We start from the raw sequence: 15,124 nt of genomic DNA, 5'->3' as shown, positions 1-15,124 counted from the left end.
GCGCCCCGGACGTTCCTCCTCGGGTCAGCCGCCGGCTGGCGGGGAGATCTTGCCCTGCCCGTCGAACCGGGCGCCGCTCTTCGGGAAGTCGCTGCGGCTCAGGTCGCCGATCAGGCCCAGACCCCTGTCGGTCGAGTCCATCGTCGGCTTACCGGCGTCGTTCATGTACGTCGAGGTGAACGAGCCACCGGCCCAGCTGCCGTCCGGCTTCAGCGACACCTTCAGCACCCCGCCCCAGCCGAGCCGGCCGTCGTTGCTCAGCGAGTTGCCGCCGCCGGCGAAGTTGCCGAGGCTGTAGGCGATCAGCCGGCCCCGGTAGAACTCCATGCCGCGCAGCACGTGCGGCCCGTGCCCGACGATCAGATCCGCTCCGGCGTCGATCATGGCGTGCGAGAACGTGACCGGGTCGCCCCGGTTCTCGCCCAGGAACATCTCCGTGCCCGGTTTCACCCGGGTCTTCTCCGCGCCCTCGCCACCCATGTGCACCTGCACCACGACCAGGTCGGCCATGGTGGCGGCCTTGGCGACCACCTTCTTCGCCCCGGCGATGTCGACAAGACTGTTGGACCAGACGTACGACGAGAAGCCGGCCACCGCGACCTTGACGCCCTTGACGTCGACCACGGTGATCTGGTCCGGCGCGCCGGTGTGCTCCAGGCCGTACTTCTCCAGCGCCCGCTGGGTGTTCTCGTAGCCCTTCGGCCCGTAGTCGTTGCCGTGGTTGTTGGCCTGGTTGAGCACGTCGAAGCCGGCGTCGCGCAGGTGGGCGGCGTACTCCGGTGGGGCCCGGAACTGGAAACAGCGTGTGGAGTTGGCACCGCACTTGCCGGTGCCGGTGTCCACGGTCAGCGGCTCCTCCAGGTTGCCCATCACCAGGTCGGCCTTGAGCGCCTCGGTGACCGAGGTGAAGAAGCCCCTGCCGCCGGCGGCGGGCAGCCGGCTCGGCGCGTTGCCCATGATGATGTCGCCGGTGGCGGAGAGCGAGATCGCGGCGTCGGGGGCTGCCGGCCCCGCCGGATCGGCAGTGGTCACCGGGGCGCCGGTGCCACCGCCGCCGGCGCCCGGCTGCCAGACGGAGGCCTCGCCGCCGGAGTCACCGCAGCCGGCGACGAGCAGGCTGGCCAGCAGCGCGGCGAGGCCGAGGGCGACGCGGCGCCGCCGGCTGGACGCGACGGGGGCGGCAGAATACATCGCTCGCGACCCTACCGGGCGCTAAACTCGCCGACGACAGCCGATCGGTTGGAAGTTCAGCCGGGGACCTGCTCTGACCAGGGCACGACCGCCCGAACACCCCCGGCGAGCACCGCGGCGTGCACCGCTCGGGCGAGTGGGGCGCCCCAGGTGGAGCGCGGCCCGCCGTACGCGGCCTCCGGTCCGTCGACCGGGCAGAGCACGGTGACCGCGTCGGTCGGCGTGCCGGTCCCCGGCAGCCCCAGCTCGGTGATCGCCTGGGCCTTCGCCTCGGTCGCCGTGGCCACCGCGTTGACAAGTGCCGAGTCGGCGAGCCGGGCCGGCACGTACACCACGATGTTGATCGTGCCGACGCGGTCGGCGAGCGCGGGCGCAGCGGGCGCGGCCGCGAGCACCGGCGTGCCGAGCCCGACCGTCGCCCAGGCCCGCACCCCGGTGTCGGTCCGCGCCACCACCTCGGCCACGTCCACGCCGGTCAGCAGACCGACGCCCGGCCCGTCGAGGGCGAGGTCGGCGGCGAGCGCGGCCAGGTGGGCGGCCGGGTCGTCCCGGTCGTACGACATCGGCACCGTCGCGTTCAGCACCCAGTGCCGAGCCCCGATCCCACCGCCGAGCGGGGCACTGCTGACCGCCCGCAGGGGCCCGTTGGCACGCCAGACGAGCAGCGGCGTGTCCCGCCCGTCCTCGACACGACTGGTCAGAGTTGGCTCGCTTAGCACGTCGGGCAGGTTACGCCCAACGATCAAGATTCCAGGGGCGACCTCGGATTCATGCTCACGTGCGCCTAGACTTGGCGGCGCGCGAGGGGATCAGCGGACGGCGGCCCCGGCCGACGGACGGCACGCGCAACCGGAGGTGCGCGATGGACGAGGTACTGGCCCGCAGCGGGATCTTCCAGGGTGTCGACCCGGAAGCTGCCGAGGCGCTTGCCAAGGAGATGGAGACGATCGAGGTCCGCAAGGGCGAGATCGTTTTCAATGAGGGCGAGCCCGGTGACAGCCTCTATATCCTGCTGTCCGGGAAGATCAAGGTTGGTCGCCGCGCAGCGGACGGCCGACAGAACCTGATCGCGGTGATGGGGCCGTCGGACATGGTCGGTGAGCTGTCGCTCTTCGACCCGGGTCCGCGTACGGCGACCGCCACCGCGGTGACGGACACCCGGCTCGTACGACTGCGCAAGCAGGCGCTGCGGCCGTGGCTGGCCAACCGCCCGGAGATCGCCGAGCAACTGCTTCGGGTGCTCGCCCGGCGGCTGCGACGGACGAACGACTCGCTCGCCGACCTGATCTTCACGGACGTGCCGGGTCGGGTCGCCAAGAACCTGCTCCAGATGGCTGGCCGGTTCGGCACCCGCGACGGTGGCGTCCTGCGGGTGACCCACGACCTCACCCAGGAGGAGATCGCCCAGCTCGTCGGCGCGTCCCGGGAGACGGTCAACAAGGCGCTCGCCGACTTCGCCTCGCGCGGCTGGCTGCGACTGGACGGCAAGAGCATCATCATCCTGGACCCGGAGCGCCTGGCGCGGCGCGCCCGCGTCTGACCCGGCGCGTCGGGCTACGACCCCGGCGACAGTGACGTTCCGGCCCGGCCCGCGACACGCGGACCGGGCCGGATGTCGCCGTCTGCCCGTAGCGGAATCGCTGGACTCGGCACAGCGCCAGCGCCCAGGGTGGGCGGATGCCGAACCGGGTCGCTGTTCTCTCCGACATCCACGCGGTGCTGCCCGCGCTGGAGGCCGTGCTGGCCGAGCCGGACGTCGCCGCCGCCGATCTGATCGTGCTCACCGGGGACATCGCGGCCGGTCCACAGCCGGTCGAGGTGCTGGACCTGCTCGCTGATCTCGGCGACCGGGTCTGCTGGGTGGGCGGCAACGCCGACCGGGAACTCGTCGAGGCCCGCGCCGGCCGCCCCGCCTCCATCGAGGTGTCGAACTGGGCCGCCGAGCAGCTTCGCGACGACCAGGTGGCTCGGCTGGCGGCGCTCCCGCTGGCGGTGACCCTGGAGATCGACGGTCTGGGCCCGGTGCTCTTCTGCCATGCCACCCCTCGCGACGACGAGGAGGTCGTTCTCGTCGACACCCGGATGGAGCGCTGGGCGGAGGTGTTCGCCGAGGTGCCGGCCGAGGTGACGACAGTGGTCTGCGGCCACACCCACATGCCCTTCACCCGGCTGGTCGACCGACGTCTGGTGGTCAACCCGGGCAGCATCGGCATGCCGTACGGCGGCGCTGGGGCGTACTGGGCGCTCCTCGGACCCGGCGTGCAGCTTCGCCGTACCCGCTTCGATGTCGACGCCGCCTGCGCCCGGGTGGCCGCCGACTCGACCTTCCCGGACGCCGCCGGGTGGGCCGACGAATACCTGCGGTCCCGGCACAGTGACGCCGAGGCGCTCGCCGTCTTCGCCCCCCGCGACGGCCGCTGAGGCCCGCTCTGACCCGGTCACCTCCCTACCCGGCCCTCGCCTCGACCGGCCACGACCACCAGCCGAGACGTCGGAGTGCGTCAGCGCGTGAAGAGGAACACCTGCACGTTGTCGTTGGAACACGACACCTGGGCGATGGCCGTGCCCGCGGCCCGGCCGCCGCCGAGCGGACCGATGCACCTGTTCGGTGCGGTCGTGGCGTGCAGCCGGTAACCCTGACCCCCGCTCGTCTGGACCGGTTCGAGGATGAAGCGTTGGTCGGGGCGGTTGCAGTAGCCGCGCGGTGCCACCAGTTGCCCGTCGGCGGTCGACGGTCCGCCGCTCGGGTCCGGGTCGACCTGGAGGCAGCCACCACCTCCGGACGGGTGTGGCCAGTAGATCTGGTACGTGTTCGAGCCGACCTTCCGCAGCTCGCTGGTGGCCGGCTCGGCCTGGGCACAGGAAACGAGCGTCGCCACCTCCGGGCGGTCGTTCCCCGGCTCCGGACCCACGCCCACGCAGTACGACTGCCCGACGGTGGCTGCCGGCATCATCCGGTACTGCCCCGCCGCGGGCAGCGTGGCGGTCGCCCTCGTCGGCGCCACCTGGGGCGCACTCGACCTGGGTGCACTCGACTTGGGCGCACTCTGCGCGGGGCCGGTGACCGCCGGTGCGACGCTGGTCGGTGGCGGGCTCGGGCTTGGGCTCGGGCTGGTTGTCGGCGCGCCGGCGTCCGCGGGCGGCAACTGCACGTCGACGTCGAGGCTGGCCGTCGGCTCGGCGAGCACCGGCGGGGGATCGTCCCCGGCGTCGGGCTCGCGCAGGGTCCGGATCACCAGGCCACCGGCCGCCACGATCAGCAGCAGCACCAGTACGCCGAGGAGTGCCCGTGTCGGCCGGCCGAACCGGAAGGCCAGCGGCGGCACGAAGTCCCGTGGCCGCAGTGGTGTGGCGGCGGTATCGACGTTCGGGGCGCGTTTGCGGTGCAGCCCCGCCCAGGCGCTGTTGCGCCGGCCCTTCACGGCCGTGGCCAGCGGTCCATCGGCGTAGAGGAGGGGACGGGCCGGCCGGTCCTCGGCCGGCGTCGACTCGTCGGCCGCCGGCTCGGGCCGCCCGCCCGCCGGCTCGGGGTCGCGGCTCAGGACGGACTCGTCACCCGGCGAGCGCTCGCCCGCGACAACCGGACTCGGCCCGGCCGGGACCGACCCGTGCGACGCACCGACGCCCGCCGTGGCGACGACAAGCTGGTCGGCGGCACCCCGCGCGTCCGCGACAGGCTGCCCACCGGCAGCCGCCTTGGTGGCGGCAGGCTGCCCACCGGCCGCCGGGTCGCCGGTGCGATCGACGGTCTCGGCTGCCGGCGGCGTCGGGCCGTCGAGCCTCCAGTCGGGTTCCGACGCCAGCTCGGCCGGCAGGGGTGGAACCGCGTCGAGCAACCCCCACGGCGGGCGGACCCTCGGCTCGTCGGCAAAGGAGTCGGCATCGGCCATGCCCGGGTCGGCGGCGACGGCGACGGCGACCGGCTCGGGTTGACCGGCGGTGGCCGCGGCGAGCACCTTGTGCGCGGCGACCCAGTGGTCCACAGTGGCCTGATCGCCTCCGCAGGCGCGGACGAACGCCGCGACCAGCGCCTCCCTCGGCAGGTTGGCCCGGCCCAGGGCGGTGTTCAGGGTGCTGTGTGGGAGCACGTCGCCGGCGTCCCGCGCCCTCTTCGACACCTGTCGGATGGTCAGTCCGGACCACTGCCGCAGCGCGCGCATCTGGGCCACGAACTCGGCAGCCGAACCGGCGGTCGCCGGGTCAGGTGCTGTGCCGTCGGTGTACTGCTCGTTTGCCATTGACCGTTCGTCCCCCGCGTCTCTGCCAGCGCCCCCCAGCCATGCGGACCGATTCAAGCCGATCGTTCGGCGTACCGCTACCTCGTCCGACTCAAACCACAACAAGCTCCGCAACCAGGATGCTTCGGACCTGGCCGGTGGCCGCTGTGGCACGGACACCCTGGCGACGAGGGGAACGCAGCCAGAAAAAGTCAGTCTTGACTGTTTGTTTCAGAGGTCGCAGGCTGGTCCCGTGTCCACCACATCGACCCGTGTCCCCCAGCAGGAGCGAAGCCGGGCCACCCAGGCCCGTCTGCTGGAGGCGACAGTCGACTGCCTGATCGAGCACGGCTGGTCCGGCACCACCACCACCGTCGTCGCGGCCCGGGCCGGGGTCTCGCGCGGCGCCCAGCTGCACCACTACCCGACCAAGGCCGCGCTGGTGACAGCCGCCGTGGCACATCTCGCCGAGCGTCGGGCCGACGAGCTGCGGGTGGAGGCCGAGGCGCTGCCGACCGGCCCACAGCGACTGGACCGGGTGATCGACCTGCTCGGCGTGGCGTTCACCGGGCCGCTGTTCGTGGCGGCCCTGGAGCTCTGGGTCGCCGCCCGCACCGATCGCGAGCTACGGGACGCCCTGGTGCCGCTGGAGGCCACCGTCGGCCGGGAGATGCATCGGCTCACCGTCGCCCTGCTCGGCGTGGACGAGCGCCGCCCCGGAGTCCGAGAGGCGGTGCAGGCCACCCTCGACCTGCTCCGTGGGCTCGGGGTCGCCAACCTGCTCAACGACGACTCGACCCGCCGCGCCGCCCTGCTGAGCACGTGGAAGCGGCAACTAGCCACCCTGCTCACACCCTGACCGCTGGCCGCGCCGGCCACTACCGACCGGAGGCACCCATGGTCGACCAGACCGACCTGCTCGCGGACCTGGCCGCCGAGTCCGCGCAACTGGACAGCCTGGTGGCGCCTCTACCGGCGGCCGACTGGGTCCGACCGACCCCCGCGCCGGGTTGGAGCATCGGGCACCAGATCGCCCACCTCGCCTGGACCGACCACGTGTCGTTGCTGGCGGCCACCGATGCCGAGGCGTTCCTCGCGGCGGTGACCGCCGCGCCGGACCCGACCCGGATGGTCGACGACGGCGCGGAGGAGTTCCTCGCCCCGCCCGCGGAGCTGCTCGTCCGCTGGCGGGCCGGCCGGGCGGCGCTCGCCGATGCGCTGGCCGCCGTCCCGAGGGGCGAGAAACTACAGTGGTTCGGCACCCGGATGTCGGCCACCTCCATGGTGACCGCCCGGATCATGGAGACCTGGGCACACGGTGCGGACGTGGCCGACGCGCTCGGCGTCGTCCGACCCGCCAGCCACCGGCTCCGGCACGTCGCGCACCTCGGTGTGCGTACCCTCGGGCACGGCTTCGCCGCCCACGGCCGGGACGCACCGACAACGCCGGTCCGGGTCGAGCTGGTCGGGCCCGGCGGCGACATCTGGACCTGGGGGCCAGCGGACGCCGCCGACCGGCTGAGCGGGCCCGCAGTGGACTTCTGCCTGCTTGTCACCCAGCGCCGACACCGCGCGGACCTCGCCCTGGTCGCCACCGGCCCGGTCGCCGACGAGTGGCTCGACGTGGCGCAGGCGTTCGCCGGGCCGCCGGGTGGCGGCCGGCAGCCCACCGGCCGACACGGAGTGCCGGCATGATCCGGATCGGCAACGCCTCAGGCTTCTACGGCGACCGGTTCACCGCCTGGCGGGAGATGCTCGACGGCGGCGAGCTGGACGTGCTGACAGGTGACTACCTGGCCGAGCTGACCATGCTGATCCTCGCCCGGGACCGGCTGCGCGATCCCGACCTGGGCTACGCGAAGACGTTCCTGCGTCAACTGGAGACGTGCCTCGGCACCGCCCTGGAGCGCGGGGTGCGGATCGTGACGAACGCCGGCGGGTTGAACCCGGCCGGCCTGGCCGCCGCCATCACCGCACTCGCCGCCCGGCTCGGCCTGCCGGCCCGGGTCGGGTACGTCGAGGGCGACAGCATCCAGCGGCCGGACGCGTTGAGCGCGAACGCCTACCTCGGCGCGTTCGGCATCGCGGCCTGCCTCGACGGCGGAGCGGACGTGGTGGTCACCGGCCGGGTCACCGATGCCTCGCTGGTCGTCGGCCCGGCCATCGCCCGGTACGGGTGGGACCGCGACGACCTCGACGAGCTGGCCGGGGCGACAGTCGCGGGACACCTCGTCGAGTGCGGCGCACAGGTCACCGGAGGCAACTTCAGCTTCTTCACGGAGCTGCCCGACGGCGGGCACCGACCGGGATTTCCGATCGCCGAGGTGCACGCCGATGGTTCGACGGTGCTCACCAAGCATGCCGGCACCGGCGGTGCGGTCACCGTGGAGACGGTCACCGCCCAGCTGCTCTACGAGATCGGGGGGCCGGCGTACCTGGGGCCGGACGTGGTGACCCGACTGGACACCGTGACACTGCGCCCCGACGGGCCGGACCGGGTCCGGGTCTCCGGTGTCCGGGGTACGCCGCCGCCGGCCACCCTCAAGGTCGGCGTCAACAACCTCGGTGGCTTCCGCAACTCGATGACGTTCGTCCTCTGCGGGCTCGACATCGAGGCGAAGGCCGCGCTGGTCCGGGGGCAGGTCGAGGAGGCGGTGGGCAAGGACGGGTTGGAGTTCACGCTGGCCCGGACCGACCACGCGGACGCCGCCGACACCGAGGCCGCCAGCGCGCTGCTGCACGTACACCTGCGCGACGGCGACCGGGCGCGGGCCGGGCGGGCCTTCTCGGCCGCCGCTGTGGAGTTGGCGCTGGCCTCTTATCCGGGCTGCACGCTCACCACCCTGCCGGGCGACGCGACACCGTACGGCGTGTTCACCGCCGACGCGGTGCCGCAGACCGCGGTGGCGCACGTCGCGGTGCTGCCCGGCGGTGAGCGGGTGCCGATCGCCCCGCCGATCCGCACCGCCTCCGCCGCCGTCGCTGCCTCCGAGTCCGCCGCTGCCGCAGCCTCGGACGGGACTGTCCCGTACGGCGACGCGGCGGTCGACGGCCCGACCCGGCGCGGGGCGCTCGGCGAGGTGGTCGGCGCACGCTCCGGGGACAAGGGTGGGGACGCCAACCTCGGTGTCTGGGCGCGAACCGACGCCGGGTACGCGTGGCTGCGCACCTGGTTGACAGTCGAGCGGCTGGCCATGCTGGTGCCGGAGACCGCGCCGCTGTCGGTGCGGCGCTACGAGTTGCCGAACCTGCGCGCGCTCAACTTCGTGATCGAAGGGCTGCTCGGGGCGGGGGTGGCCGCGTCCACCCGGTTCGACCCGCAGGCCAAGGCGCTCGGCGAGCTGCTGCGCGCCCGGATCGTCGACCTACCCGCCGGGGCAGCGCCGTGAGCGCGCGGAGAGCCGTCCGCGCCGTGCGCGCGCCGAGTGAGCTGGTCGTGCCGTGAGCATCGTGGACACGCCCGAGCGGCGGCAACTGCGCGAGCTGACCCGCTCGTTCGTGACCCGGGAGGTGCTGCCGCACCTGGACGACTGGGAGCGGGCCGGCGAGGTGCCCCGGGCGCTGCACGCGAGCGCCGCGAAGCTCGGCCTGCTCGGCATCGGCTTTCCGGAGTCGGTCGGTGGCAGCGGCGGTGACCTGCTCGACTCGATCATCGTGACCGAGGAGGTGATCCGCTCCGGCGGCTCGTCCGGCCTGGTGGCGGCCCTGTTCACGCACGGCATCGCGTTGCCGCACATGGTGGCGGCGGCCGGCGCTCGCTCCGGTGGCTCGCTGGGCGGCCGGCTCGGCGGCATCGCGTCCCCGGGCGACGACGGTCTGATCGAGCGGTACATCCGGCCCACCCTGGCCGGCACGATGATCGGCGCCCTTGCCATCACCGAGCCGGACGGCGGCTCCGACGTGGCCGGCATCCGCACCACCGCCCGCCGCGACGGCGACCACTACGTGGTGAACGGGTCCAAGGCGTACATCACCAGCGGGCACCGGGCCGACTTCGTGACCACTGCGGTCTGCACCAACTTTCCCGGCAGTGGCGAGCTGACCCTGCTGGTCATCGACAAGGGGCTGCCCGGGTTCACGGTGGGGCGCCGGCTGGAGAAACTGGGCTGGCACTGCTCCGACACCGCCGAGCTGTCGTTCGTCGACGTGCGGGTGCCGGTCGCCAACCGGATCGGCGCGGAGAACACCGGCTTCCTGGCGATCATGCAGCACTTCGCGACCGAGCGGCTCTCGCTCGCGACCCAGGCGTACGCGACAGCGCAGCGCTGCGTCGAGCTGGCGACGCGCTGGTGCCGGGACCGGGAGACCTTCGGGCGTCCGTTGGCCAGCCGACAGTTGATCCGGCACCGGCTGGCCGAGATGCACACCCGGGCGGAGGCGGCCCGGTCGTACGTGCACGAGGTGGCCGCCCGGGTGGTCGCGGGCGAGCCGGTGGTGACCGAGGTGGCGATGGCCAAGAACGTGGCGGTGGCCGCCTGCGACCAGGTCGTCGACCAGGCGCTGCAACTACACGGTGGCTTCGGCTACCTGCGCGACGCGGAGGTGGAGCGGCACTACCGCGATGCCCGGATCCTCGGCATCGGCGGCGGCACCACCGAGATCATGAACGAGATCATCGCGAAGGGCATGGGCCTGTGAGCGCGAGGAGTGAGCCGGGTCTGCGAGCCCCGCAGTCGCGAACGAAGGAGGCACCGTGAGCATCCTGGACAGCACGATCGACCCGGCGGCGCCCGGGTACGCGGCGAACCGGGCAGCACTGCTGGAACGGCTGGCCGAGCTGGATGCCGCGCTGGACCAGGCCCGAGCCGGTGGTGGCGCGAAGTACGTGGCCCGGCACCACGAACGCGGCAAGCTGCTCCCCCGCGAGCGGATCGAGTTGCTCGTCGACGCGGACAGCCCGTTTCTGGAGTTGTCGCCGGCCGCCGGGTACGGCACCGACTTTCCGGTGGGGGCCAGCGTCGTCACCGGCATCGGGGTGGTCGAGGGCGTGGAGTGTCTGATCATCGCCAACGACCCGACGGTACGCGGTGGCGCGGTCAACCCGTGGTCCCTCGCCAAGACCCGGCGGGCCGGTGAGATCGCGCTGGCCAACCGGCTGCCGATGGTCAACCTGGTCGAGTCGGCCGGGGCGGACCTGCCCAGCCAGGCGGAGATCTTCATCCCGGGCGGGCGGGTGTTCCGGGACCTGACCCGGCTCTCGGCGGCGGGCATCCCCACGGTCAGCGTGGTCTTCGGCAACGCGACGGCCGGTGGCGCGTACGTGCCGGGGATGTCCGACCACGTGATCATGATCCGGGACCGGTCACAGGTCTACCTGGCCGGGCCGCCGCTGGTGAGGATGGCGACCGGTGAGGTCACCGACGACGAGTCGCTGGGTGGGGCGGCGATGCACGCCGGCACGTCCGGGCTGGCCGACTACCTGGCCGCCGACGAGCGGGACGGCATCCGGCTGGCCCGGCGGTGCGTACGCCGGCTCAACTGGCGCAAGCAGGGCCCGTCGCCGCGGACGGCGGTGCCGCAGCCGCCGAAGTACGACCCGGAGGAGCTGCTCGGCATCGTCAGCGCCGACCTGAAGGTGCCGTTCGACCCGCGTGAGGTGCTGGCCCGGATCCTGGACGGCAGCGACTTCGACGAGTTCAAGCCGGCGTACGGGGACGCGCTTGTCACCGGCTGGGGCGAACTGCACGGCTACCCGGTGGGCGTGCTGGCCAACGCCCGGGGGGTGCTGTTCAGCGCGGAGGCGCAGAAGGCGGCCCAGTTCATCCAGCTCGCGAACGCATCCGACACCCCGTTGATCTTCCTCCAGAACACCACCGGCTACATGGTCGGCACCGAGTACGAGCAGCGCGGCATCATCAAGCACGGCGCACTGATGATCAACGCGGTGTCCAACTCGACGGTGCCGCACCTGACCGTCAACCTGGGCGCCTCGTACGGGGCCGGCAACTACGGCATGTGCGGTCGGGCGTACGAGCCGAGGTTCCTGTTCACCTGGCCGAACGCGAAGTCGGCGGTGATGGGCCCGGCGCAGCTCGCCGGGGTGCTGTCCATCGTGGCCCGGCAGGCCGCCGCCGCCCGGGGGCGCGAGTACGACGAGGAGTCCGACGCCGCGATGCGGATGATGGTCGAGCAGCAGATCGAGTCGCAGTCGGGCGCGCTCTTCCTGTCCGGCCGGCTCTACGACGACGGGGTGATCGATCCTCGGGACACCCGCACCGTCCTCGGGTTCTGCCTCTCGGCGATCCACAACGGACCGGTGCGGGGCGCCGATGGTTTCGGCGTCTTCCGGATGTAGGGGGCTACACCCGTGAGCGTGAGGAATAAGGCGAAGCGGAGTACCGCAGTCGCGGACGAAAGGCGGGCACAGTGATCAACAGACTGCTCGTGGCCAACCGTGGCGAGATCGCCCGCCGGGTCTTCGCCACCTGCCGGGCGCTCGGCGTGGAGACGGTGGCCGTGCACTCGGACGCGGATGCCGACGCGCCGTTCGTCGCCGAGGCCGACTACGCGGTCCGGCTGCCCGGGGACACGCCCGCCGAGACGTACCTGCGGGTCGAGAAGATCCTGGACGCGGCCCGGCGCTGTGGCGCGGACGCCGTGCACCCGGGGTATGGCTTCCTGGCCGAGAATGCCGAGTTCGCGGCGGCGGTGACCGACGCGGGGCTGACCTGGGTCGGCCCGCCGGCCAAGGTGATCGCCACGATGGGCGACAAGCTCGCCGCGAAGGCGCTGCTCGCCGAGGCCGGCGTGCCGATGCTGCCCAGTTGGACCGACACCGATGTGATCACCGACTTCCCGGTCCTGGTGAAGGCATCCGCCGGTGGCGGCGGGCGGGGGATGCGGATCGTCCGGGAGGCCGACGAGCTGGCCGAGGCCGTCGCCTCCGCGCGCCGCGAGGCGGCTGCGGCGTTCGGCGACGGCACCGTCTTCGTCGAGCGGTACGTCGAGCGGGGCCGGCACGTCGAGGTGCAGATCTTCGGGGACGCCCACGGTCGGGTGGTGGCTCTCGGCGACCGGGAGTGCTCGATCCAGCGCCGGCATCAGAAGATCGTCGAGGAGGCGCCGGCTGTCGTTCCGGAACGGGTGCGCACGGCGCTGCACGAGGCGGCGGTGGCCGCCGGTCGCGCCGTCGACTACCTCGGCGCGGGCACTGTGGAGTTCCTGCTCGCCCCGGGTGGTGAGTTCTTCTTCCTGGAGATGAACACCCGCCTTCAGGTGGAGCACCCGGTCACCGAGCTGTGCACCGGGCTGGACCTGGTGGGGTGGCAACTGCTCGTCGCTCAGGGCGAGCCCCTGCCGACGACCCTGCCGGTCAGCACCGGGCACGCGATCGAGGTACGCGTGTGCGCGGAGGACGCGGCGGCGGGTTGGCGGCCGGCCACCGGGACGGTGCACCGGTTCGCGGTCCCCCAGGTGGCGACCGAGTTCGGTGGGCTGACCGGGCCGGGTCTGCGGCTCGACTCGGGCGTGGTGGCCGGCTCGGTGGTCGGGGTGCACTACGACTCGATGCTGGCGAAGCTGACCGCCTGGGGTCGTACCCGTGCGGAGGCGACCCGCCTGCTGTCCACCGCGCTGGCCCGCGCCGAGCTGCACGGGGTGACCACCAACCGGGACCTGCTGGTCCGGGTGCTGCGCAGCTCCGCGTTCGCCGCCGTGGAGATCGACACCGGGTTCCTGGATCGGCATCCGGAGGTCTTCGCACCGCTGCTTCCCGCCGACCGGCTCTCACTGGTGGCGCTCGCCGCGGCACTCGCCGGGGCCGCCGGCCGCCGCGCCGACGCCCGGGTGCTCGCCGGGCTGCCGTCCGGCTGGCGCAACGTGCCGGCCGTCCCGCAGGTCACCCGATTCGGCGGTCCGGACGGCGAGATCGAGGTCCGCTACCGGCTGGACCGCGTGGGCGGGCTCGCCGAGTGGTCCACCGACCCGGCCGTCACCAGCCCCACCGCCGCCGCCGACCGTGCCGCCGCCGACCGTTCCGCCGCTGGTCCTGCCGGTTTCGGCCCGGTCGCCGGACGGTCGGTCGTGGCGCTGGTCGAGGCCACCCCGGACCGGGTGGTGCTCGACGTCGACGGGGTGCGGTGCGCGTACCGCGTACACCGGGTGGGGTCCGCGGTTTTCGTGGACGGCCCGGACGGGGCGGCGAGCCTTGTCGAGCTGCCGCGTCTCCCGCTGCCCACGGCGGAGGTCGCCGCCGGGTCGCTGCTCGCGCCGCTGCCCGGCGCGGTGACCCGGGTGCACGTCGAGGTCGGCCAGCGGGTCGCGGCCGGCGACCCGCTGCTCACCCTGGAAGCGATGAAGCTGGAACATCCCGTGCTCGCCCCGACCGACGGCGTGGTCGCCGAGTTGCCGGTGCCGGCCGGAGGTCAGGTGCGCACCGGCACCGTGCTGGCCGTCATCGACAACTGAAGAGAGGACCCCTGATGATCTTCGACCTCACCCCTGAACAGGACCAGCTTCGCGACGCGGTGCGGGCGTTGGGGCGCCGCTACGGCCACGGCTACTTCGTCGAGAAGGCGAAGGCCGGCGAACACACCACCGAGCTGTGGGCGGAGGCGGGACGGCTCGGCTACCTGGGGGTCAACATCCCCACCGAGTACGGCGGTGGCGGCGGCGGCATCACCGAGCTGGCCATCGTCTGCGAGGAGTTGGCCGCCGCCGGCTGCCCGTTGCTGCTGCTCGTGGTCTCCCCCGCGATCGCGGGCACCGTCCTCAGCCGGCACGGCACCGAGGAGCAGCGCAAGCGGCACCTGCCCGGCCTCGCCGACGGCTCCCAGAAGATCGTCTTCGCGATCACCGAGCCGGAGGCCGGCTCCAACTTCCACCGGCTCGGCACCGTGGCCCGCCGCGACGGCGACGGCTGGCTGCTCAACGGACGCAAGTGCTACATCTCCGGGGTCGACGAGGCCGGCCACGTGCTGGTGGTGGCCCGTGTCGCCGTCGAGGACGGCCCGGCCGGCTCAGGGGACGCCTCTCCGCAGCGGCTGAAGCCCGCGCTGTTCCTCGTACCGACCGACGCCGCCGGGCTGACCCGCTCCAAGCTGGACATGGAGATCGTGTCCCCGGAGAACCAGTTCCTGCTCTACCTGGACGACGTGCGGGTGCCCGCCGACGCGCTGCTCGGCGAGTCGCTGGACGCCGGCCTGCCGGCGCTCTTCGCCGGGCTCAACCCGGAGCGGATCACGGTGGCCGCGATGGGTGCCGGCACCGGCCGGTACGCCATCGAGCGGGCCAGCGAGTACACGGCCACGCGCACGGTCTGGGGTGGTCGGAGCATCGGCTCCCACCAGGGCGTGTCGCATCCGCTGGCACACGCTGCGGTGCAGGTGGAGCTGGCCCGACTCATGATCCAGAAGGCCGCCACCCGGTACGACGCCGGCCGCGACCTGGAGGCCGGGGTGGCCGGCAACATGGCCAAGTACGCGGCCGGGGAGGCCGCCGCGCTCGCCGTCGACACGGCCGTCCAGGTGCTCGGCGGTGCCGGCATGACCACCGAGTACGGGGTGGCGACCCTGCTCGGCGCGGTACGGGCCGGCCGGATCGCCCCGGTCAGTCGAGAGATGATCCTCAACTTCGTCGCGCAACACGTCCTCGGCCAGGACAGGTCCTACTGAGCCGCCCGGCCCGCCGGGCCAGCCCGCCCGGCCGGCCGGGTGATCGACTCGGTTTCCTTGAATCCGGGGTGTCCGAGGCCCATCGACGCCCCGACTTTCAGGAAA

General features: G+C 73.0%; 12 protein-coding genes. 9 read left to right on the top strand and 3 right to left on the bottom strand.

Annotated elements, in window-relative coordinates:
- Positions 1-24: 24 nt before the first annotated feature.
- Together AB0A95_RS06330 and AB0A95_RS06325 are read right to left on the bottom strand one after the other, a co-directional pair.
- Entirely contained in the window at positions 25-1,191 is a 1,167-nt protein-coding gene (locus tag AB0A95_RS06330; RefSeq protein ID WP_357554593.1) for a CapA family protein, read from the bottom strand.
- Between the two features lie 56 nt (positions 1,192-1,247).
- On the bottom strand, positions 1,248-1,910 hold the full coding sequence (locus tag AB0A95_RS06325; protein WP_357554592.1) for an adenosylcobinamide amidohydrolase: 663 nt from the start codon (positions 1,908-1,910) through the stop codon (positions 1,248-1,250).
- A gap of 143 nt (positions 1,911-2,053) precedes the next feature.
- Between AB0A95_RS06325 and AB0A95_RS06320 the strand changes: the two genes are divergently transcribed.
- Both AB0A95_RS06320 and AB0A95_RS06315 read left to right on the top strand, forming a co-directional pair.
- Positions 2,054-2,731: a Crp/Fnr family transcriptional regulator gene (locus AB0A95_RS06320; protein ID WP_110563686.1), complete on the top strand. Its 678-nt coding sequence runs from the start codon at positions 2,054-2,056 to the stop codon at positions 2,729-2,731.
- Positions 2,732-2,868: 137 nt separating this feature from the next.
- A complete protein-coding gene (locus tag AB0A95_RS06315) occupies positions 2,869-3,612 on the top strand; it encodes a metallophosphoesterase family protein (protein ID WP_357554591.1) in 744 nt (247 codons plus the stop codon).
- A gap of 80 nt (positions 3,613-3,692) precedes the next feature.
- On the opposite strand, the gene AB0A95_RS06310 is transcribed toward AB0A95_RS06315, so the two are convergent.
- Positions 3,693-5,429 carry a helix-turn-helix domain-containing protein gene (locus tag AB0A95_RS06310; protein ID WP_357554590.1) on the bottom strand — a complete coding sequence of 579 codons (1,737 nt, stop codon included), beginning with the start codon at positions 5,427-5,429 and terminating at the stop codon, positions 3,693-3,695.
- A gap of 232 nt (positions 5,430-5,661) precedes the next feature.
- On the opposite strand from AB0A95_RS06310, the gene AB0A95_RS06305 reads away from it, so the two are divergent.
- From AB0A95_RS06305 to AB0A95_RS06275, 7 genes are all read left to right on the top strand, one after another.
- Complete coding sequence (locus AB0A95_RS06305) at positions 5,662-6,267, top strand: TetR/AcrR family transcriptional regulator (RefSeq protein ID WP_357554589.1); 606 nt, start codon at positions 5,662-5,664, stop codon at positions 6,265-6,267.
- Between the two features lie 38 nt (positions 6,268-6,305).
- The gene (locus AB0A95_RS06300) at positions 6,306-7,103 is read left to right on the top strand and encodes a TIGR03084 family metal-binding protein (RefSeq protein ID WP_357554588.1); all 798 of its coding nucleotides are present in this window, start codon (positions 6,306-6,308) and stop codon (positions 7,101-7,103) included.
- A complete protein-coding gene (locus AB0A95_RS06295) occupies positions 7,100-8,797 on the top strand; it encodes an acyclic terpene utilization AtuA family protein (protein WP_357554587.1) in 1,698 nt (565 codons plus the stop codon). Before AB0A95_RS06300 ends, AB0A95_RS06295 begins: the two co-directional genes overlap by 4 nt.
- A 52-nt stretch (positions 8,798-8,849) precedes the next feature.
- Positions 8,850-10,046 carry an acyl-CoA dehydrogenase family protein gene (locus AB0A95_RS06290; protein WP_357554586.1) on the top strand — a complete coding sequence of 399 codons (1,197 nt, stop codon included), beginning with the start codon at positions 8,850-8,852 and terminating at the stop codon, positions 10,044-10,046.
- A 55-nt stretch (positions 10,047-10,101) separates the two neighbouring features.
- The gene (locus AB0A95_RS06285) at positions 10,102-11,703 is read left to right on the top strand and encodes a carboxyl transferase domain-containing protein (RefSeq protein ID WP_357554585.1); all 1,602 of its coding nucleotides are present in this window, start codon (positions 10,102-10,104) and stop codon (positions 11,701-11,703) included.
- 71 nt (positions 11,704-11,774) lie between these two features.
- Complete coding sequence (locus AB0A95_RS06280) at positions 11,775-13,814, top strand: biotin carboxylase N-terminal domain-containing protein (protein WP_357554584.1); 2,040 nt, start codon at positions 11,775-11,777, stop codon at positions 13,812-13,814.
- Between the two features lie 14 nt (positions 13,815-13,828).
- Entirely contained in the window at positions 13,829-15,019 is a 1,191-nt protein-coding gene (locus tag AB0A95_RS06275) for an acyl-CoA dehydrogenase (RefSeq protein WP_357554583.1), read from the top strand.
- Positions 15,020-15,124: the final 105 nt, after the last annotated feature.

It is taken from the genome of Micromonospora sp. NPDC049230 (assembly GCF_040647875.1).
In the GTDB taxonomy this organism is placed as follows: Bacteria; Actinomycetota; Actinomycetes; order Mycobacteriales; family Micromonosporaceae; genus Micromonospora.
The sequence above is the reverse complement of the archived record's forward strand: the minus strand, read 5'-3'. Positions and strand labels throughout refer to the sequence as shown.